Source organism: Micromonospora zingiberis (assembly GCF_004331455.1).
Classification (GTDB): domain Bacteria; phylum Actinomycetota; class Actinomycetes; order Mycobacteriales; family Micromonosporaceae; genus Micromonospora; species Micromonospora zingiberis.
In genome coordinates this window covers 129,984-151,136 of record NZ_SJJR01000005.1, presented here as the reverse complement: position 1 = coordinate 151,136, position 21,153 = coordinate 129,984, and the positions used below count along the sequence as shown (strand labels likewise).

At 71.9% G+C, this 21,153-nt stretch carries 15 protein-coding genes; 4 read left to right on the top strand and 11 right to left on the bottom strand.

The genetic code is table 11. The features are described 5' to 3' along the window. Window positions 1-58: 58 nt before the first annotated feature. From murG to mraZ, 10 genes are all read right to left on the bottom strand, one after another. Window positions 59-1,165 carry an undecaprenyldiphospho-muramoylpentapeptide beta-N-acetylglucosaminyltransferase gene (murG, locus tag E0H26_RS10135; RefSeq protein ID WP_131303324.1) on the bottom strand — a complete coding sequence of 369 codons (1,107 nt, stop codon included), beginning with the start codon at window positions 1,163-1,165 and terminating at the stop codon, window positions 59-61. Next, complete coding sequence (locus E0H26_RS10130) at window positions 1,165-2,574, bottom strand: FtsW/RodA/SpoVE family cell cycle protein (protein WP_240742108.1); 1,410 nt, start codon at window positions 2,572-2,574, stop codon at window positions 1,165-1,167. Before E0H26_RS10130 ends, murG begins: the two co-directional genes overlap by 1 nt. Before the next feature lie 602 nt (window positions 2,575-3,176). Continuing rightward, on the bottom strand, window positions 3,177-4,310 hold the full coding sequence (mraY, locus tag E0H26_RS10125) for a phospho-N-acetylmuramoyl-pentapeptide-transferase (protein WP_131303323.1): 1,134 nt from the start codon (window positions 4,308-4,310) through the stop codon (window positions 3,177-3,179). Further along, complete coding sequence (locus E0H26_RS10120) at window positions 4,307-5,731, bottom strand: UDP-N-acetylmuramoyl-tripeptide--D-alanyl-D-alanine ligase (RefSeq protein ID WP_131303322.1); 1,425 nt, start codon at window positions 5,729-5,731, stop codon at window positions 4,307-4,309. Before E0H26_RS10120 ends, mraY begins: the two co-directional genes overlap by 4 nt. Beyond that, window positions 5,728-7,287: a UDP-N-acetylmuramoyl-L-alanyl-D-glutamate--2,6-diaminopimelate ligase gene (locus E0H26_RS10115; protein WP_206025012.1), complete on the bottom strand. Its 1,560-nt coding sequence runs from the start codon at window positions 7,285-7,287 to the stop codon at window positions 5,728-5,730. Before E0H26_RS10115 ends, E0H26_RS10120 begins: the two co-directional genes overlap by 4 nt. A gap of 149 nt (window positions 7,288-7,436) precedes the next feature. Then, window positions 7,437-8,216, bottom strand: a complete 780-nt coding sequence (locus tag E0H26_RS10110; protein ID WP_131303320.1) for an IS5 family transposase — start codon at window positions 8,214-8,216, stop codon at window positions 7,437-7,439. 225 nt (window positions 8,217-8,441) lie between these two features. Next, window positions 8,442-10,646 (bottom strand): peptidoglycan D,D-transpeptidase FtsI family protein, encoded by a 2,205-nt coding sequence (locus E0H26_RS10105; protein WP_131303319.1) that lies wholly within the window; start codon window positions 10,644-10,646, stop codon window positions 8,442-8,444. Between the two features lie 3 nt (window positions 10,647-10,649). Then, window positions 10,650-11,255, bottom strand: coding sequence for a cell division protein FtsL (gene ftsL / locus E0H26_RS10100; protein ID WP_131303318.1), 606 nt, complete (start codon window positions 11,253-11,255; stop codon window positions 10,650-10,652). Then, the gene (rsmH, locus tag E0H26_RS10095; protein ID WP_131303479.1) at window positions 11,252-12,358 is read right to left on the bottom strand and encodes a 16S rRNA (cytosine(1402)-N(4))-methyltransferase RsmH; all 1,107 of its coding nucleotides are present in this window, start codon (window positions 12,356-12,358) and stop codon (window positions 11,252-11,254) included. The genes ftsL and rsmH overlap by 4 nt, the downstream gene beginning before the upstream one ends. Before the next feature lie 210 nt (window positions 12,359-12,568). Further along, window positions 12,569-13,000, bottom strand: coding sequence for a division/cell wall cluster transcriptional repressor MraZ (gene mraZ / locus E0H26_RS10090; RefSeq protein ID WP_131303317.1), 432 nt, complete (start codon window positions 12,998-13,000; stop codon window positions 12,569-12,571). A gap of 345 nt (window positions 13,001-13,345) precedes the next feature. On the opposite strand from mraZ, the gene E0H26_RS10085 reads away from it, so the two are divergent. The 3 genes from E0H26_RS10085 to E0H26_RS10075 are packed head-to-tail and all read left to right on the top strand — an operon-like array spanning window position 13,346 to window position 16,030. Then, window positions 13,346-14,593: a Mur ligase family protein gene (locus E0H26_RS10085; protein WP_131303478.1), complete on the top strand. Its 1,248-nt coding sequence runs from the start codon at window positions 13,346-13,348 to the stop codon at window positions 14,591-14,593. Further along, window positions 14,583-15,305 (top strand): type 1 glutamine amidotransferase, encoded by a 723-nt coding sequence (locus tag E0H26_RS10080; RefSeq protein ID WP_131303316.1) that lies wholly within the window; start codon window positions 14,583-14,585, stop codon window positions 15,303-15,305. The genes E0H26_RS10085 and E0H26_RS10080 overlap by 11 nt, the downstream gene beginning before the upstream one ends. Beyond that, the gene (locus E0H26_RS10075; protein ID WP_131303315.1) at window positions 15,302-16,030 is read left to right on the top strand and encodes a TVP38/TMEM64 family protein; all 729 of its coding nucleotides are present in this window, start codon (window positions 15,302-15,304) and stop codon (window positions 16,028-16,030) included. Before E0H26_RS10080 ends, E0H26_RS10075 begins: the two co-directional genes overlap by 4 nt. A 707-nt stretch (window positions 16,031-16,737) precedes the next feature. Here E0H26_RS10075 and leuS read toward each other — a convergent pair. After that, a complete protein-coding gene (gene leuS, locus E0H26_RS10070) occupies window positions 16,738-19,593 on the bottom strand; it encodes a leucine--tRNA ligase (RefSeq protein WP_131303314.1) in 2,856 nt (951 codons plus the stop codon). Window positions 19,594-20,099: 506 nt separating this feature from the next. Here leuS and E0H26_RS10065 point away from each other — a divergent pair. Further along, window positions 20,100-21,152 (top strand): AAA family ATPase, encoded by a 1,053-nt coding sequence (locus E0H26_RS10065; RefSeq protein ID WP_131303313.1) that lies wholly within the window; start codon window positions 20,100-20,102, stop codon window positions 21,150-21,152. Window position 21,153: the final 1 nt, after the last annotated feature.

The following is a 21,153-nucleotide window of genomic DNA, read 5'->3' as shown; positions in this document are numbered from 1 at the left end:
ACCGAACCAACCTTCGTTCGCGACTGCGGGGCTCGCAAACCCGGCTCACTCCTCGCGCTCACTGGGAAACCGCCTCGTAGACGAAGTTGAGCAGCGCCTCGTCGCCGTCGCGTCGGCCGTAGGCCGCGGCGGCGGCGCCCATCGCCTGGAGCCGCTGCGGGTCGCGGATCAGCGGGATCACCGTACGCTCCAGCCAGTCCGGGGTCAGCTCGCCGTCGTCGACCAGCAGGCCGCCGCCGGCCTCGACCACCGGCAGCGCGTTGCGCTTCTGCTCCTGATTGCTGTGCGGGTACGGCACGTAGATGGTCGGCAGACCGATCGCCGCCACCTCCGCGCAGGTCATCGCGCCGCCCCGGCCGAGCAGCAGGTCGGCGGCGGCGTAGCCGGCGTCCATGTCGGACAGGTACGGCAGGGTCACGTACGGCACCGGCAGGTCGGTGGGGATCGGCACCGGCTCGTTGCGGGCACCCATCACGTGCAACACCTGGATGCCGTTGCGGGCCAGTTCCTTGGCCGCGCCGGCCACCGCCAGGTTGATCGACCGGGCGCCCTGCGAGCCGCCCGCCACGAAGAGCACCGGCAGGTCCGGGCGGAGCCCGAAGTGGGCGCGGGCGGCGCTTCGCATGGCCACCCGGTCCAGCCCGGCGATACTGCGCCGCAGCGGTACGCCGACCACCCGCGCGTCACGCAGCGACTCGGCCTGCACGGGCTGGTGCGGGAAGCCCACCGCCACATGCTTGGTGAACTTCATGCCCAGCCGGTTGGCCACCCCCGGCGGCACGTTCACCTCGTGGATCACGATCGGCAGCTCCCGCCGCCAGGCGGCCAGATACGCCGGCACCGAGACGTACCCGCCGAAGCCCACCACCACGTCGGCGCGTACCTCCTCGATGATCTTGCCCGCGGCGCGGGCCGCGGTCCACATCCGGCCCGGCGTGCGGACCAGGTTCATGTTGATCGAACGGGGCAGCTGGTACGCCGGGATGTTCCGCAGGTCGTAGCCGGCCGGCGGGATCAGCTCGTTCTCCAGGCCCTTCGGTGTGCCGAGGCAGGTGACCCGGACGCCGGGGTCGTGCCGGCGCAGGCAGTCGGCGAAGGCGAGCAGCGGGTAGATGTGCCCCCCGGTGCCACCGCCCGCGAGTACCACCGAACGCAGCGGACCCATCAACGTCTCCTCTCGTCCGCCGATCCGCCACGGCCCCGGGTGTCCCGGGCGCCGCGCGGTACGGCCTGCTCGTCCCTGCGCCGCTTGCGTGCCTGGGGTACGGCCCCCCGGGCAGCCGTCGACGGCGCCGCAGCGCGACGCCGACCGGGAAGCGGCGGCAACGGAGCCCACACTAGTCGGACCCACCGGGCGGGCGGACGGGCATGCAGCGCTCGCGCCGCATCGGGTTCCGCGCGGGCGAAGGAGGCCAGCATCCCGACCGCCGCGAGGGTGACGACCAGGGCGCTACCGCCGACCGAGATGAACGGCAACGGTACGCCGGTCATCGGCAGCAGCCCGATCACCCCGCCGATGTTGATGAACGCCTGCCCGATCAGCCAGGCGGTGGCCCCGGCCGCCGCCAGCCGCCGGAACGGATCGTCGACCCGCCGGGCGATCCGCAGGCCGGTGTAGGCGAGCACGGCGAACAGGGTGACCACCACGGCGCAGCCCACCACGCCGAGTTCCTCGGCGATCACCGCGAAGATGAAGTCGTTCTCGGCCGCCGGCAGCCAGTCCCACTTGCTGCGCCCCTGGCCCAGCCCGGTGCCGAACCAACCGCCGTTGGCGATGGCGTAGCGGGCCTGCACCATCTGGTAGCAGAGCTCCTCCCGGCACTGCTCCAGCGGTGGTGGACTGATGAACATGGTCAGTCGTTGCAGGCGGTAGTTTTCCTCGCCCCGGACGCCGGAGCCGGCGCCGAGCGAGGCCACCGCGACCAGCAGGCCGATGCCGGCCAACCCGATCGCGCTGAGCGTGGCGAAGACCCGCAACCGCACCCCCGCCGCCCAGAGCAGGCCGACGACCAGCGCCAGCATGCAGAGCATGCTGCCCAGGTCGTTGTAGCCGACCAGGACGAACATCAGGCCCACCACCGGGAACAGCGGGGTGGCCAACTCCCGCCACCAGCCCAGCGCCGCGCCCTTGCGGGCCAGCACGTACGCCCCCCACAGCACCAGCGCGAACTTCGCCAGCTCGGAGGGCTGCAGTCCGACACTACCGACGTACAGCCCGAGCAGCCCGGCCTCCAGCGGCCCGATCCGCGCCGGCGCACCGGTCAACCGCCCGTACGCCACCAACAGGTTCAGCAGCACCAGCAGCCCCACCGCGATGGCCAGCGTCGGCCGGCCCAGCGCCCGGTAGGTGCGGGCCGGCAGGCGCTGGCACACCCAGAACGCCACGATGCCGATCACCGCGAAGATCGCCTGCTTGGTCAGCGAGGCCGAGGCGTTGCCGTCCCTGGCATAGTCGAGCACGCTGGTGGCCGAGAAGACCATGGTGAGGCCGATCAGCAGCAGCAGCCCGGAGCTGGCCAGCAGCAGATGGTACGAGGCCAGCGGCCGGGCCAGCAGGCCCCGCAACGCGGCCAGCCCGCCCACCGCGTCCAGCCCGCGCCACGGCCCACCGTCGGACCCCGTACCGCCGGCGGCGCCCGCCCCCACCGAGCGCGAGCCATCCCCCGCTCCCGCCGAGCGCGAGCCCTCCCCCGACCCCGCAGAACGCGAGCCATCCCCCGAACCAGATCCCGCAGAACGCGAGCCGCTTCCCGAACCCGATCCGGCCGTCCGCGAAGCACCCCCCGGGCCCGACCCCGCCGAACGCGAGGCGTCATCGGTCCGCACTCCGGTGCCGGCCCGCGCAGCCCGGCCCGCCGTACCGGCAGCCTCGCCCGGCATCCCGCCGCCCGCACCCGACCCACCGGCCCGGCCCGGCGCACCGCCACTCCGCCGCCGGCCACCCGACTCCACGCCGCTCTCTTCCCGCGCCTCCCCCACAGCGCCATCATCGCCGCTGCCGGCACCCCACACCGCCGGTATCCCCCACTCGGCGTGTCGCACTTGCCTCACCCACCCCACCCACCCCCACCCCTGCCCCTCGCCCGGGTTGATCAAGAGGTTTGCGTCACCGAGCGGCCGGAATCCCGACGCAAACTTCTTGATCAGCCCCAACGAAGGGGGTTTGGGGTGGGGGGTTAGCCCATGTTGGCTAGGAAGTCGCTGTAGAAGAGGCCCAGGGCGATGGCTACGCCGATACCGGCGATGATCCAGAAGCGGACCACGATGTTGACCTCGCTCCAGCCGGCCAGCTCGAAGTGGTGCTGGAGGGGGGACATCCGGAACACCCGCTTGCCGGTGGTCTTGAAGGAGATGATCTGGATGACCACCGACATCGTGATGATCACGAACAGGCCACCGATGATCAGGAGCAGCAGGATGGTACGGGTGGACATCGCCATGCCGGCGATCAGTCCGCCCAGGCCCAGCGCGCCGGTGTCGCCCATGAAGATCCGGGCCGGCGAGGTGTTCCACCACAGGAAGCCCACGCAGGCCCCGGCCGCCGCCCCGGCGATCAGCGCGATCTCCAGCGGATCCCGCACCGTGTAGCAGTAGTTGTTCGGGTTGGCGGTGTACGCCGGGTCGGCGCACCAGTGCCGGTACTGCCAGAACGCGATCACCGCGTACGCCCCGAGGACCATCACCGACGCACCGGTGGCCAGGCCGTCGAGCCCGTCGGTGAGGTTCACCCCGTTCGTCGCCGCCATCACCACGAAGATGAAGATGATCACCGCGCCGATCTTGGTGACGTCCAGCGCCGGGATGTCCCGGATGAAGCTCAGCGTGGTGCTGCCGACCGTCTCGGTGTTGGTCACCGCGCCGGAGGCGTCGGTCATGGTGGACGGGAACCAGAGCGCGATCACACCGAACACCGCGCCGACCAGGATCTGTCCGAGCAGCTTGCCGCGGGCGCTCAGGCCACCGCTGTGCCGCTTGCGCACCTTGAGGAAGTCGTCGATGAAACCGACCGCGCCGCAGAAGACCATCAAGCCCAGCAGCACCAGCGCCGTGATGGTCGGCTCGACCTGGGCGATCTGCGCGTCCGGCAGGGTGGTCAACGCCAGGTGACCGGCGACGTACGCGATCACGGTGGCGAGGATGAACACCACGCCGCCCATGGTCGGCGTGCCCTTCTTGCCCTGGTGCATCTGCGGACCGTCGGTCCGGATCGGCTGGCCCGCCTTCAGCCGGGTGAAGACCCGGATCGCGATCGGGGTGCAGAACAGCGAGACGAGGAAGGCCACCCCGATGGCCACGATGACCGCTCTCACGCCGCGCCACCCCCGGCCGCCGGCGTGTCCGTACCGGCCCCGACGGCGTCGGCACGCAGCGCGTCGGCCACCTCCCAGGTCCGGTACCGGGACCCCTTCACCAGGACGACGTCGCCCGGCCGTAGCTCGCTGCGCAGCACCTCGACGGCCGCCGCCTGATCGGTGAGCAGCACCGATTCTCCTCCCCAGTCACCTACCGATGTCGCCCCGTGGTGGATCGGCGCCGCCGCCTCGCCGACCACGAGCAGCCGGGCGACGCCCAGCTCGGCCGCGAGGCGGCCCATGTCGGCGTGCCCCTGCGTCTCGAACTCACCCAGCTCGGCCATGTAGCCGAGCACCGCGACCGTACGCCGTCCCGCTCCGACGCCGGCCAGCGCACGCAGCGCCACCGCCATCGACGCCGGGTTGGCGTTGTACGAGTCGTCGATCACGGTCACCCCGTCGGTGCGCTCGAAGACGTCCATCCGACGGGTGGAAACCAGACCCAGCGCGCCCAGCGCGATGGCCGTCTCGGCCAGCGGCATGCCCAGCTCACGGGCCACCGCCGCGGCGGCGAGGGTGTTGGACACCTGATGCCGCCCGGTCAGCCCGAGCCGCACCGGCGCACTGCCCTCCGGCGTCACCAGGGTGTACGCGGGCCGCCCCCGCTCGTCCAGCGTCACGTCCACGGCCCGCACGTCGGCGTGCGCCGCCTCGCCATAGCGGACCACCCGGGCCGCCGTACGGCTGGCCATCGCGTCGACCAGCGGATCGTCGGCGTTGAGCACCGCCAGGCCGTCCGCCGGCAACGCCTCGACCAGTTCACCCTTGGCCAGCGCGATGTTCTCCTGCGAACCGAACTCGCCGATGTGCGAGACCCCGACGTTGAGCACCACGGAGATGCGCGGCGGCGCCACCTCGCACAGGTACCGCACGTGACCGATGCCCCGGGCGCCCTTCTCCAGCACCAGGTAGCGCGTCGACGGTCCGGCCTGCAACGCGGTGTACGGATGGCCCAGCTCGTTGTTGAACGACCCGGGCGGCGCCACCGTCTCCCCCAGCCGCGCGGTCAGCTGGGCGATCAGGTCCTTGGTGGTGGTCTTGCCGGACGAACCGGTCAACCCGATCACGGTCAGCCCGGGCAGCCGGTCCACCACGGCCCGGGCCAACCGGGCCATCGCGGTCAGCGGATCGGCGACGATGACCATCGGCACGCCGGGCACCTCGCGGCTGCCCAGTACCGCCACCGCACCCGCCTCGACAGCCGTACCGGCGAAGTCGTGCCCGTCCACCTTCTCGCCGTCGAAGGCGACGAAGAGACCGCCGGAGGCGACCTTGCGGGAGTCGAACTCCACCGCGCCGACGACCTGCGCGGCGGGGTCGGCGGCGACCAGCCGCCCGTCGACGGCCGACGCGATCTCGGCCAGGCTCAATGCGATCATCGCTGGCCTCCCAGGCTGCCGAAGCGGGCCCGCAGCGCGTCGGCCAGTTCGGTCACGTCGTCGAACGGGTACACCTCACCGGCGATCTCCTGGCCCCGTTCGTGGCCCTTGCCGAGCACCGCCACCACATCGCCGGGGGCGGCCTGGCGGACCGCCTCGTCGATCGCCGCGCGCCGCCCGGCCACCTCGACGATCCGGGCCTGCGTGCCGGCCCCGCACGCGCCGGCCAGCACCTCGGCGCGGATCGCCGCGGGTTCCTCCGTACGCGGGTTGTCATCGGTCACCAGCACCACGTCGGCCCCCTCCGCGGCGGCGGCGCCCATCGTCGGCCGCTTACCCCGATCCCGGTCACCCCCCGCACCGATCACGCAGATCAGCCGGCCGCTGCTGAGTTCACGCAGCGCGGCCAGGACGGCCACCACCGCGTCGGTCTTGTGCGCGTAGTCGACGACTCCGCGAACTCCGCCGGCCACCCCCACCGACTCCAACCGGCCGGGTACGCCGCCACAGTCGGCCACGCCCCGCACCGCAGTGGCCGCGTCGACCCCGGCGGCGACCAGCAGGGCGATGGCCAGCAGAGCGTTCGCCACGTTGTGCCGCCCGGGCAGCGCCACCCCGGCGTCCAGCACCAGCCCGCCTGGGCCGTGGGCGGTGAACCGCTGGGCGTACCCCGTGCCGCCGACGTGCTCGGCCCACCAGGTGGCGGCCGGGTCACCGGCCGCCGAGAAGCTGACCGTGGCGGGCTTGAACAGGTCCTTCAACGCCGGATCGTCATGGTTGAGCACCTCGACGGCGCAGCGGCCGTCGAACAGGCGGGCCTTGGCCGCGAAGTAGTCCGCCGAGTCGGCGTGGAAGTCGAGGTGGTCGGAGCCGAAGTTGGTCCAGCCCCCGACGTCGAACCGCACCCCGCCGACCCGACCCATCGCCAGGGCGTGGCTGGACACCTCCATGACCACGGCGGTGACCCCGCGCTCCACCGCCGCCGCGAGCATCGCGTGCAGATCGGTCGCCTCCGGCGTGGTCCGGACGCTGTCCAGCACCAGGTCGCCGAGGCGGGTCTCCACGGTGCCGATCAGCCCGGTGGTGTGCCCGGCAGCGCGCAGCCCCGACTCGACGAGGTACGCCGTCGAGGTCTTGCCGGCGGTGCCGGTCACCCCGATCACGGTCAGCTGTTCGGTCGGATCACCGTAGATGGCCGAGGCGAGGGTGCCGAGCACCGCACGCGGGTCGGCCACCACCAGGGTCGGCAGACCGTGGTCGGCGGCCAGGTCGGCGCCGGCCGGGTCGGTGAGCACCGCCACCGCGCCGGCCGCCGCCGCGGCGGCGACGAACTCCGCGCCGTGCCGGCGGGCGCCGGGCAGGGCCGCGTACAGATCGCCAGGGTGGACCTCCTGGCTCGCGTGGGTCACCCCGGTCACCACCGGATCGGCGTTGGTGGGGGACGCCACGGCGAGCCGGGCGGCTAGGTCACCGAGCCGGATTCCGGTCACGGTACGGGGACGAGGATTGCCGCGCACGGCGTCAGACCCTACCCGGTCGCCCGGTCCGGGCCGCACGGCGCGCCTGAATCTCCGCCACAGGGAGTCGAACCGCAGGTCGGCGAGGGCTGCGCGCAGCGGGCAGGATCGACTCACCGGCGCAGATCACCTGAGCCGGCGACCCGGTATCCGCCCGACCGCCCTAAGTGAGCGTCCGGGAACTCTGATTACCAGTTGCCGGTGCGGGCGAGGCGGCGTGTCATTGTCATGATCATGGCGATGTGGATCATGGCTTCGTGGTGGTCGGGTCGGGTTTCGTAGTCGCGTACGCAGCGGCGATGTTTGCTGATCCAGGCGAACGTTCTCTCGACCACCCAGCGGCGGGGTAGGACGACGAAGCCTGGCTCGGTGCGTGTGACGATTCGGACGCTCAGCTGCAGGACGGTTCGGGACCAGATGAGGAGTCGTCCGGTGTATCCGGCGTCGGCCCAGACCAGGGTGATGCTGGTGAAGCGTTCACGGAGTCGGGCGAGGAGCCGGTGGGCGGCGTCGCGGTCTTGGAGTCCGGCCATCGTGACGACCACGGCCAGGAGCAGGCCGCCGGTGTCCACGGCAAGGTGTCGTTTCGTTCCGTTGATCTTCTTGCCGGCGTCGTATCCGCGACTGGTGCGGGGCACGGTGTCCGCGCCTCGCACCGACTGGGAGTCGATGATCGCCGCGGTCGGTTGCGGGTCGCGGCCCTCGTAGACACGGACCAGATCGCGTAGCGCGTCATGGACGGCCTGCCACACGCCGGCCTTGGCCCAGGCGCGGAATCGGTCGTAGACGGTGCTCGGGGGCGGGAACCCGACCGGTAGTTGCCGCCACGCGACCCCGCCCCGCACCAGGTAGAAAATCGCGTCCAGGACCAGGCGACGGCAATGTTTCTCCGGCCGCCCGCCCCGCCCGCCGGCGTTGCCCGGCGCGGGCAGTAGCGGCTCGATGATCGCCCACTGGGCGTCAGTCATCGAGGACGACGGGTAGAACCCGCAGGTCGACGACGCTGACACGCCGCCCGGGTGGGCCGGGCAGGACACGCAGACACACGCAGGCGACAATGACACGACGAGCTCCTGGTAAACGGCTGGCCTAGACAACCGCCGATCTACCAGGAGCTCGCCTCATATCGATCCACTACACGCCACGCTTCACCGCGTTGTGACCATGCACCCTGCCAAGTTCCCGGACGCTCACTAAGGGAACACGGTGAACTTCGGCGCCGGTTCGGCCGACGGCGGTACCTTGAAGTGCCGGAGGGTGAAGGTCATCATGTCCCGGAACGCCGGGGCCGCGACCTTTCCGCCACCGCCACTCGGGCTGTGTACGAACACCGCGATCACGTACCGCGGGTTCTCCGCCGGCGCCATGCCGATGAACGAGCCGACGTCGCCGGGCTGCTTCTTGCCGTCGACCAGCCGGTAGCCGGTGCCGGTCTTACCGGCGATGCGGTAGCCCGGGACCGCCGCGGCCAGGCCGGTGGCGTTCTCCACGGTGGTGACCGCCTCCATCATCGTCCGCAACGCGGCGGCGTTGTCCGGGCTGAGCACCTGGCGGGTCGTCGGTGCCTCGGTCGCGGTCCGCTTTCCGTCCGGACCGATCACCTCTTTGACCAGGTGCGGCTGGATGTACGTGCCGTCGTTGGCGATGGCGGCGTACGCGGCGGCCATCTGCAACGGCGTGGCGTCCACGCTGTGCCCGATCGGCACCGACCCGCGCGACGAGTCGCTCCACTCCGACAACGGCAGCAGCCGGCCGCTGGCCTCACCGGGCATGCCGACCCCGGTCGGCTTGCCCAGGCCGAACCGCCGCTGGTAGTCGAGCAGCCGCTCCGGGCCGAGCTTGTCGGCGATCTGGATGGTGCCGACGTTGGACGAGTAGGCCATCATCCCGGCCACGCTCATCCGCCGGCCGTTCGCGAAGTGCGTGTCCGGGAACCAGGTGTCGCCCTTGCGGATGGCGTTGGCCACCGGGAACGACGTGTCGGAGGTGATCACACCTTCCTGGAGGGCGGCCCCGAACGTGATCGCCTTGTGCACCGAGCCCGGATCGACCACGAAACTGGTGGCCGCGTCCTCCCGGTCGGTCGGTTCGCTGGGCAGCGGCTTCGCGGCGTTGTAGGTGGGGTGGCTGGCCTGGGACAGCACCTCGCCGGTACGGGCGTCCAGCACGATGGCCGCCGCGGTGCTGGCCTGCACCGCCTTCGCCTGCTCGCTGAGGATCCGCTGGGTGACGTACTGCAGATCCCGGTCGATGGTGAGCCCCAGGGAACTGCCCGGCTTGGCCGGCGTGGTGCGGCTGTAGCCGCCGGGGATGGGCGCACCGAGGCCGATCTCGAAGACCCGTTCGCCGTCCTCGCCGTGCAGCAGGTCGTCGTAGCGCGCCTCCAGCCCCTCCAGCCCGGCCATGTCGTCGCTGGTGAAGCCGATCAGGTTGGCGGCCAGGTCACCGCCGGGCACCTCGCGGCGCTCGTCCCGCTGGGTGTAGATGCCGGGCAGGTCGAGCGCGACGATCTCCCGGGCGCGGGCGATGTCCACCCCACGGGCCAGGTACTCGAACCGCGAGTCGACGCCGTTGATCCGCTTGCGGGGTTGCATCCGGTTCGCCAGTTCCGAGGCCGGGATGCCCAGCAGCGGGGAGAGGGTCCGCGCGGTCGCCGGTATGTCGGTCACCTGGGTGGGATCGGCGTACACGTAGCGGGCCTCGACGCTGTGGGCCAGGGCCGCGTCGTCCCGGTCGTAGATCGCCCCGCGCGGCGCGGGCAACTGCACGGTCCGCAGCCGGTCGGCCCGACCGCCGTCGGCGTATGCCGGTGTGTCGACCGTCTGGAGCACGACGAGCCGGATTCCGATCGCGACGAACATGGCCATGGCCAGCGCGGTACCCAGTCGCAGTCGGCGATTCGGGTCGGCGAGCCGGGGCGGGCGGGGTGGCTTGCGGGGGGCCCGTCGGGCGGGCGGGCGGTCCGGGCGACGTGGTTCCCGACCGGCGACCCGGCGCCGGGGTGGGGCGGCCGCCGGCTCGTCGCCGGGGATGCGGGCGGTGACGGTACGGACCACGCCGGACCGTCCGGCGCCGCCGTCCCGACGGGCCGGGCCGGGCTGCCGGCCGGCCACCCGGCCGCCGTCGAGGACCTGCAACGCCGGCCGGAACGGATCCTGTGACCGGCTGCTGCGCGGCGTACGCCGCTGCTCGGCCCGGCCGCCCGCCGGGCTGGCCCCCTCGCGGATGGTGCGCCCCCGGGGGGTGTACGCGCGGGCGTCGGAGATGCCTCCGATGCCCGACTCCGCGCCCCGCTCCCCGGCACCACGCCCCGACGCACTCCGCTCACCCGGCTCACGGGACGATCCGCGCCGGGAGCCTGTGGCATCCCGGCGCGGATCATCCGATCTTGGCGGCACGGCCTACCCCTCCGCGCCCTGGGTGCTCGTGATCGACGCCTGCCCGCCGGCCGGCTGCGGCACGCTCAGCAGCTTGCCGTCCGGCAGCCGGATCAGCGCCGGCTCGCCGGACTCGACGAGCCCCAGCTTGCGGGCCTGCGCGGCCAGGTTGCCCGGCGCCTCGGCCTCGGCGATCTGCTTGGTCAGCTGCTGCTGCTCCACGTCGAGCTTGGCCTGCTGTTGCTGGAGTTCCAGCAACCGGAAGGCATTCTCGTTGATCTTCGTGTTGACCGCGAGGATGCCCAGCACCCCGCCGACGACCAGCACCACGACCAGTGCCGCGAAGGGCGCCCGGGGCACCCGTACCGGCGGCGGCGGGGCGACCCGCAGTCGCGGCGACTCCGTCCGCTGCGGCTCGGTGCCGGCCCGCTCGACCGGACGCAGGGCGGCGCTGCCCTGGGTGGGGAACTCGCGCGCCCCCCGGGCGCGAGTCTCCTCCAGCCGGCTCACCCGATCCGTACGCCGGGTGGTCTCCCCGGTTCCCCGGGCCCGCTCCGCCGCGATCCGGCCCCCCGACCGCGGTACGCGCTGCCCGACGCCGGCGACATTCCGGCGCTTCTCCACGCTCATGTTCCCTCCCCCTCTTCGTCCGTCGTCTCCCCCGGCCCCCGCCGTGGATCCGGTTCGGATCCGGTGGCCGTTCCCGTCCCCGGTTGGTGCATCGCCTTGACCCGGCGGCGGTACCGTTCGCGGTCGGTACGCCCCTGCTGCCGGGCCTGCGGGTCGATCCGTTCCGCCGCCCGCAGCCGCACTGAGGCGGCCCGCGGGTTGGCGGCGACCTCCGCCTCCCCGGGCAGCTCCGCGCCCCGGCTGAGTAGCCGGAACGTCGGCTCCGACCCGGGCAGTTCGACCGGGAGGTCGACCGGGCCGGTGCTCCGGACCCGGTCGGCGAGCGCCTGTTTGGTGAGCCGGTCCTCCAGCGAGTGGTAGGACAGGACCACCAGGCGACCGCCGACGGAAAGTCGGTCCAGGGCGGCGGGCAACGCCGTCTCCAGCGCTGCCAGTTCCCTGTTTACCTCGATCCTCAAAGCCTGAAACGTTCTCTTTGCCGGGTGTCCACCGGTTCGTCGGGCTGGTGCGGGTATGGACTCCCGAACCAGCTCGGCCAGCCGCGCCGACGAGGTGATCCGGCCCCGGTCCCGCTCCCGGATGATCGCCGAGGCGATCCGGCCGGCGAACTTCTCCTCGCCGTACACCCGCAACACCCGGGCCAGCTCCGGATGGGTGTACGTGTTGACCACCTCTTCGGCGGTCACCCCCCGGGTCTGGTCCATCCGCATGTCCAGCGGCGCGTCCTGTGCGTAGGCGAACCCGCGGTCGGGCGCGTCGAGCTGCAACGAGGAAACGCCGAGGTCGAACAGGACACCATCGACGGTCGGATAGCCCAGCCGGTCGAGCACCTCGGGCAGCTCGTCGTAGACGGCGTGCTCCAGGTGGACCCGATCGGCGAACCGGGCCAGCCGTACCCGGGCGTGGGCGAGTGCCTCGGTGTCCCGGTCCAGGCCCACCAGGATCGTCTCCGGATGCGCCTGTAGGACCGCCTCGGCATGACCGGCCAGACCCAGCGTGGCGTCGACGTGCACCGTGCGCCCAGCCCGGCCCAGTGCGGGGGCGAGCAGCTCGAGACACCGCTCAAGCAGCACCGGCACGTGCGTGCCGCGTAGCTCCCCCATGTCGACCCCCACTGGCTTGACCTAACTGGTTATCCGCGTCCTGTTCGTCGGACGACGCCGTGCCGTCGTACCGCCAGATCCCCATCCGCTCCCCGCCCGCTCGTCAGGCCACGGCCCTCCGTGTCGGATCGTGCGCCTGGCACCGGGGAAGGGATGCCAGGAACTCGAAAGCGGCTGGAGATCTCGCAGTACGTCGGGCGTCGTCACGCCCTACAGACCGCCGGGCAGCACCCCTTCCTCGATGTCGGCGAAGTCGTCTTCGCTCTCGGCGAGATAGGTCTCCCAGGCGACCTTGTCCCAGATTTCCACCCGGGTGCTCGCGCCGATGACCACCAGGTCCCGGTCGAGCGCCGCGTAGCTGCGCAGGTGCGCCGGGATGGTCACCCGGCCCTGCTTGTCGGGCACTTCGTCGTGTGCGCTGGCGAAGAAGACCCGGCTGTAGGCCCGAGCGGCCTTGTGTGTCATCGGCTGCGCACGCAACTGCTCCGCGATTCGCTGGAACTCAGGCGTCGGAAAGACGTAGAGGCAGCGCTCCTGCCCTTTGGTGATCACGACACCCCCCGCCAGCTCATCCCGAAACTTCGCCGGAAGGATCAACCGGCCCTTGTCGTCCAGGCGTGGGGTGTGGGTGCCGAGAAACATCGGCCCAACCCCCTCGCCCTTTAGCGGCGTTCGCGCGCCGCTGACCCCCCGGGCCGGTGGGCCCTCCCGGCCTCACCAATGCGCCCCACTCTACTCCACTTCCCTCCACCCGCAACCAGATTCGACCGCGTGGCGCGCCGCGCCGGACGACAAAACCGCACGTCAGCCGGGGTGGAGCGAAGTGGAGGGCCGGACGGGCGGCCGGGCCCGGTCCGCTATCCGACATAGATCGACTCCGGCCGGCCGAGCGGCGCCGGCCGCATCGCCGACAAAGGCCACCCGAACGGATCGGCGATCTGACCCCTGCCGTGGTCCGGTAACCTCGCTCGCGTGACAGACGCGAGGATGCCCCTGCGGGCGAAGGTGGCCAGCTCCGTGTCTCGGACCGCTGCGGCGCTGTCGCGGGCCGCGGGCCGTGGCGACGGCTCGGTGATCGGCGGCTGGCTCGGCCTGAAGATCGACCCGGACCTACTGGCCCACCTATCGGCCGGACGCGCCATCGCGCTGGTCTCCGGCACCAACGGCAAGACGACCACCACCCGACTGGCCGCCGCGGCGGTCGGCGTGCTCGGCAGGGTCGCCACCAACTCGTTCGGCGCCAACATGCCCACCGGCCACACCTCCGCCCTGGCGAAGGCGGGCAGCACCCCGTACGCCGTGCTGGAGGTCGACGAGCACTACCTCGCGCAGGTGATCGAGGCGACCGAGCCGCACGTCGTGGCGTTGCTCAACCTCTCCCGCGACCAGCTGGACCGCGCCAAGGAGGTCGCCATGATGGCGCAGCTCTGGCGCGCGGCGCTGATCCGCCACCCGGACATCCGCATCGTCGCCAACGCCGACGACCCGATGGTGGTCTGGGCGGCCACCCCGCCGGCCAGCCACGACCAGCGGATCGTCCCGCCGCACGTCACCTGGTTCTCCGCCGGGCAGCGCTGGCACGACGACTCCTGGGTCTGCCCCGAGTGCGGGTCCACCATCCAGCGCTCCGGCGAGCAGTGGTGGTGCACCGGCTGCCCGCTGCGCCGGCCGGATCCGCAGTGGACCGTGGACGACGAGGGCGTCGTCGACCCGACCGGCGCCTGGTACAAGGTCAAGCTCCAGCTCCCCGGCAAGGTCAACGTCGGCAACGCGGCCACCGCGCTGGCCCTCGCCGCCGAGTTCGGGGTACGCCCGTTCGACGCGGTCCCCCGCCTGGCCGACGTCACCTCGGTCGCCGGCCGGTACGCCCAGGTCGTTCGGGACGGGCGTACGGTCCGGCTGCTGCTGGCCAAGAACCCGGCCAGTTGGCTGGAGGCGTTCGACATGGCCGACGAGGCGCCGACACTGCTGTCCATCAACGCGCGGGATCCCGACGGGCTGGACACCTCGTGGCTGTTCGACGTCGACTTCGCCCCGCTGCGCGGACGCCAGGTGCTGATCACCGGCGACCGGGCGTACGACCTGGCGGTCCGCCTCGACGTCAACGACGTGCCCTTCCAGCACGTACGCACGTTCGACGAGGCCATCCAGGCGGTGCCGCCCGGGCGGCTGGAGGTCATCGCGAACTACACCGCGTTCCAGGACATCCGAGCGGAGTTGGACCGTGTCAACTGAGACCCTGCGCATCGTCTGGATCTACCCCGACCTGCTGTCCACCTACGGCGACCGGGGCAACATGCTGATCCTGGCCCGGCGGGCACGCCAGCGCGGGTTCCCCATCGAGGTGCTGGAGGTCCGCTCCGACCAGGCGTTGCCCACCACCGCCGACATCTACCTGATCGGTGGCGGCGAGGACGGGCCGCAGGCGCTCGGGGCACAACGGCTGCTCGCCGACGGCGGGCTCCACCGGGCGGTGGCCCAGGGTTCGGTGGTGTTCGGGGTCTGCGCCGGCTACCAGCTGCTCGGCACCTCGTTCTTCGCCAAGGGCACCCAGTACCGCGGCCTGGAACTGCTCGACCTCAGCTCCGACCGGGGTGAGACGCGCGCGGTCGGCGAACTCGCCGGTGACATCGACGCCCGGTTGGGCGTACCGCCGTTGACCGGCTTCGAGAACCACGGCGGCCGGACCCGGCTCGGCCCCGAGGTCTCCCCGCTGGCCCGGGTCACCGCCGGCATCGGCAACGACGGCGCCACCGAGGGGGCATGGCGGGGCAAGCTGCTCGGCACGTACTCCCACGGGCCGGCGCTGGCCCGCAATCCGGCCCTGGCCGACCTGCTGCTGCGCTGGGCCACCGGCGCCCAGCAGCTGCCGCCGCTGGACGACACCTGGGCCGACCGGCTGCGGGCCGAACGTCGGGCCGCGGTGGCCGCTGCCGCCCGGCCATGATCCCGGCCGTCCGACGGCTGCTCGACAAGAGGCGATCGGCGGACCCGCACGGGTCCCGGGTCGCCGTCAGGCCGTCGGTCGTCCGGTTCTTCCTGCTGCTGCTCCTGCTCGCCGGGTTCGGGGTGACGCTGTTACTGGTGCCGCACCCCGACCCGACGGCCCTGCCCCGGTTCGGCGACCAGCTGGGCGGCCTCGCCCCGGTCGCCGGCATCCTCGGCGGAGCCCTGCTGCTGGTGGCGCTGGTCCCGCGTACGTTCATCACCCTGGCCGCGGGCGCCGTCTTCGGCGCCCTGGAGGGTGCCGCGTACGCGCTGGGCGCCGCCCTGCTGGCGGCGGCGATCGGCTTCGTCGTGGGCCGGCTGCTGGGGCGTGACTTCGTCGCGGAGCGCGTCCGGGGCCGGTTGGCCCGGCTGGATCGCTGGTTCACCCGGCAGAGCGTGCTCGGGGTGATCACCGTACGGCTGCTGCCGATCTCCGGGTTCGGCCTGGTCAGCTACGGCTACGGCACCACCGGCGCACGGATCCTGCCGTTCCTCGTCGGCAGCGTGATCGCCTCCGCCCCGACGGCGTTCGGCTACGCGGCGGTCGGCGCCGCCGCCACCAGCCCCGGCGAGGTCAACTGGCTCGCCGCCACCCCGGCCGCGCTGGGCTTCATCGCCAGCGCGGTCCTGCTCACCCGCTGGTGGCGCGCCGAACGCCGGCACCGCCACCCCGACCCCACCTGACCGCACCCACCCGCGCTCCCCACCTAACCCGAGCACGCCCCTCACCCCACCCCACCCCACCCCCACCCCCACCCTCGCCCTCCGAGCCCACCCCCACCCTCGCCCTCGCCCTCCGAGCCCACCAAGATCCGCACAACTTCAGGGAAAGTGCTGCCTCCCGGCGGGCCTGAGGCAGCACTTTCCCTGAAATTGTCGACAGCGTCGGTGCGGGCGCCCACCCGCGCTCCCCACTCGCCGCGACTCGCCGCAACCGGGGTCACCGGGTGAGGCCGACCAGGGCGGCCAGCCGCGCCACGCCGGCCGGTGCGGGCCGCCCTCGGGCAATCTCGGCCAGGACGCCTCCCACCGGCCCGCGGCCTCGTGCCCTCGTCCACTTCACCTTCGACTGCGGCATGCTCGCCGGGCTCGGTGATATTCACCTGTCCGGTCAGGAGTTGGAGGACGTGGCCTTCGTGCCGCCGGAACACGCCGCGCGTCTTCTTCCCGCCAATGTCGCCCCACGGGTACCCGCCGCAGCACGGGCCCGCACCGGACCCGCACCGGCGTACCTTGCCGGTGGGCTCCCGTACCCGTCGACTGCTCAGGGATGACCGGCGCCGAACCCGGATCGAACCCGACCATGGGCGGGGCGTTGCTACCTATCGTCGGGCGTTAACAAGGGGCCCCTGCTATACGCGAGGCGTTAACAAGGGCCCCTTCCTTACATCTCACACCACGACCGACACCATGCGGCCGGGGATGACGATGACCTTGCGCGGTTCCTTGTCGGCCAGCACGCCGGCCACGGCCGTCAGCGCGGCCGACCGGACGTCGTCCTCGGTCGCGTCGGCGGGCAGCTCGATGCGGCCCCGGACCTTGCCGTTGACCTGGACCGGGTAGGTGACCGTCTCGGCGACCAGCAGGGCCGGATCGGCGACCGGGAAGTCGGCGTAGGTCAGCGAGGTGTCGTGGCCCAGCCGGCGCCACAGTTCCTCGGCGACGTGCGGGGCGACCGGGGCCAGCATCAGCACCAGCGGTTCGGCCACCTCGCGGGGCGTACGGTTCAGCCGGGTCACCCCGTTGGTCAGCTCGATCAGCTTGGCGATCGCGGTATTGAACCGGATCCCCTCCATGTCGCCCCGGACGCCGTCGATCACCTTGTGCAGCAGCCGCCGGGTCGCCTCGTCGGCCGGCTCGTCGGTGACCCGCGACTCGCCGGTCTGCTCGTCGACGACGGCCCGCCAGACCCGTTGCAGGAACCGGTACGAGCCGACCACCGCCCGGGTCTCCCACGGGCGGGACACCTCCAGCGGACCCATCGACATCTCGTACACCCGGAAGGTGTCGGCGCCGTACGCCTCGCACATCTCGTCCGGGGTGACGACGTTCTTCAGGGACTTGCCCATCTTGCCGTACTCGCGGTTGACCTGGACGTCGCCCAGGAAGAAGCCGCCGTCCCGCTCGGCGACCTCCTCGGCCGGGACGTACGCGCCCCGGGCGTCGGTGTACGCGTACGCCTGGATGTAGCCCTGGTTGAACAGCTTGCGGAACGGCTCGTACGACGACACGTGGCCCAGGTCGTAGAGCACCTTGTGCCAGAACCGGGCGTACAGCAGGTGCAGCACGGCGTGCTCGGCACCGCCGACGTACAGGTCGACGCCGCCGCAGTCGCCCTCACCGCGCGGCCCCATCCAGTACCGCTCGTTCTCCGCGTCGACGAACCGTCCGTCGTTGGTCGGGTCCAGGTAGCGCAGCTCGTACCAGCAGGAGCCGGCCCACTGCGGCATCACGTTGGTCTCCCGGGTGTACCGCTTGGGTCCGTCACCCAGGTCCAGCTCGACCTCGACCCAGTCGCGGCGGCGTGACAGCGGCGTCTCCGGGTCGCTGTCGGCGTCCTCCGGATCGAAGGTGCGCGGGGAGAAGTCGTCCACCTCGGGCAGCTCGACCGGCAGCATCTCCTCGGGCAGCGCGATGGCGGCGCCGTCGGCGTCGTACACGATCGGGAACGGCTCGCCCCAGTAGCGCTGCCGGCTGAACAGCCAGTCCCGCAGCCGGTAGGTGGTCGCGCCCTGACCGGCGTCGTTCGCCTCCAACCAGGCGATGATCCGGGCCTTGGCGTCGGCCACCCCCAGGCCGTCCAGGTCCAGGCCGCGCTCGGGCGCGGCGCTGTTGATCGCCGGGCCGTCCCCGGTGTACGCCTTGCCGTCGAAGCCCTCCGACGGCTGCACGGTACGCACGATCGGCAGCTCGAAGACCTCTGCGAACTCCCAGTCCCGCTCGTCCTGGGCGGGCACCGCCATGATCGCGCCGGTGCCGTAGCCGGCCAGTACGTAGTCGGCGATGAAGATCGGGATCTGCCCGCCGGTGACCGGGTTGGTGGCGTACGCGCCGATGAAGACGCCGGTCTTCTCCTTGGTGTCGGCCTGCCGCTCGACGTCGGTCTTGGCCGCCGCCGCCTTGCGGTACGCCTCGACGGCGGCCCGGGGGCTGGCGTGCCCGCCGGTCCACGCCTCCCGGGTGCCCTCCGGCCAGGCCGCCGGCACCAGGGTGTCGACCAGCTCGTGCTCGGGGGCCAGCACCATGTAGGTGGCGCCGAAGATGGTGTCCGGCCGGGTGGTGAAAACAGTGATGCGGGCCTCGCCCGCAGCACCGGAATCAGGGGTCACGGCCGGGAAGAAGATGTGTGCGCCCTGCGACCGGCCGATCCAGTTGCGCTGCATCAGCTTGATCGGCTCGGGCCAGTCCAGCTTGTCCAGGTCGTCCAGCAGCCGGTCGCCGTACGCGGTGATCCGCATCATCCACTGCTTCAGGTTGCGCTTGAAGACCGGGAAGTTGCCCCGCTCGGAGCGGCCGTCGGCGGTGACCTCCTCGTTGGCCAGCACCGTGCCCAGGCCGGGGCACCAGTTCACCGGCGCCTGCGACACGTACGCCAGCCGGTGGTCGTCGACGATCGCGCGACGCTCGGCGGGTGACAGGTCGGCCCACGGGCGACCGTCCGGGGTACGCCGGGTACCGCCGGCGAACTCGGCGATCAGCTCACTGATCGGGCGGGCCCGACCGGCGTCGCGGTCGTACCAGGAGTTGAAGATCTGCAGGAAGATCCACTGGGTCCAGCGGTAGAAGTCGGTGTCGATGGTCGCCACCGAACGCCGCTGGTCGTGGGCCAGACCCAGCCGGCGCAGCTGCTCCCGGTACCGCCCGATGTTGGCCTCGGTGGTGGTCCTCGGGTGGGTGCCGGTCTGCACCGCGTACTGCTCGGCGGGCAGGCCGAACGCGTCGAAGCCCATCGCGTGCAGCACGTTGCGCCCGGCCATCCGCTGGTAGCGGGCGAAACAGTCGGTGCCGATGTAGCCCAGCGGGTGCCCCACGTGCAGGCCGGCGCCGGACGGGTACGGGAACATGTCCAGCACGTACAGCTTCTCCGCGCCGGAACGCGGGTGGGCCGGGTCGGCCAACGGGCCGGACGGGTTCGGCGCGTGGAAGCTGCCCTCACGTTCCCAGACGTCCTGCCAGCGGCGTTCGATCTCGTCGGCCAGCGTCGCGGTGTACCGGAACGGTGGGGTGTCGCTCGTCGGCTCGCTCATGGCGTTCTCCTCGCGTCGCTCGGCCGAGTCTGTCGGAGTGCTGGCTGGTCCCGGGTCTGTCTCGCCGGCCCGCCCGGGGGACCGGCGGCGGGCACGAAAAAGCCCCTCACGCAGGAGGGGCCGCCGTGCTGTCGCGCGTTCAGCGCATCAGCACGGCTCGGTAAGAAGCAGGAAGACTCCGGCCATGTCCGGCAGTGTACCGCCATCGACCGCGCGGCCACCGCCCGCCGTCCAACACCGAACCATTCCGATGGTTCTCCCGTACAGAAGAGTGCGACCGCATAACGGTGGGCACTACCCCGCACTATCGCTGACATGCGTTCGGTGAATGACAAATCGCTGCGTAAGCACTCAAACACCTGCGGCGGTCGGCGTCTGCGACAAACATGGTTAGCCTGAGAGGCCAGTGAGATTGCTGCGGCAGACGAGGCTCGCACGTCGCGAACCCAACGGCGGGGCCAGGTGCTCTATACAGAGCTGCCGTGACGGCGACGAGGAGGAGGCCCGTGACACAACAGACCTGGGACGAAGTTGGCGGTCTGCTGCCGTACGACGAGTTCCGCGCCGCGAGCGACGCGATCGTGACCAACATCGAACAGGTCATCGAGGGCAAGACCGCCACCGTGCGGCTCGCCCTGGCCGTCCTGCTCGCTGAGGGTCACCTGCTCATCGAGGATGTGCCGGGGGTCGGCAAGACCAAGTTGGCCAAGGCCCTGGCCCGGTCGATCGACTGTTCGGTACGGCGCATCCAGTTCACCCCCGACCTGCTACCCAGCGACGTGACCGGGGTCAGCGTCTACAACCAGGAGACCCACGACTTCGAGTTCCGGCCGGGTGCCGTCTTCGCCAACCTGGTGGTCGGTGACGAGATCAACCGGGCCTCGCCGAAGACCCAGTCCGCGCTGCTGGAGTGCATGGAGGAGCGGCAGGTCACCGTCGACGGGGTGACGTACCAGCTCCAGACGCCGTTCATGGTGATCGCCACCCAGAACCCGATCGAGATGGAGGGGACGTACCCGCTGCCGGAGGCGCAGCGGGACCGCTTCACCGCCCGGATCGCCATGGGCTACCCGGATCCCACTGCCGAGCTGGCCATGCTCGACGGGCACGGCGCGGTGGACCCGTTGCCGGCCCTGCGGCCGGTCTCCGACGCCGACACGGTACGCCGGCTGATCGGGCACGTCCGGCAGGTGCACGTCGCCGACGCGGTCAAGCAGTACGCCGTCGACCTGGTCACCGCGACCCGCGAGTCGCCCGACCTGCGGCTCGGCGCGTCCCCCCGGTGCACGCTGCAACTGCTGCGCACCGCACGGGCCGTGGCCGCCCTCGACGGGCGCGACTACGTGCTGCCGGACGACCTCCAGGTGCTCGCGGTACCGGTGCTGGCGCACCGGCTCATCCCCACCGCCGACGCCCAACTCGCCCGGCGCACCACCGACGCGATCATCGCCGACATCGTGCACCGGCTGCCGCTGCCGCACGACCGCAAGCGCTCGCCGTACGAAAACCGGCCGCCGGCCGGCAACGGTCGGGCCCCGTTCGAGCCGCGGAGGCCGTGAG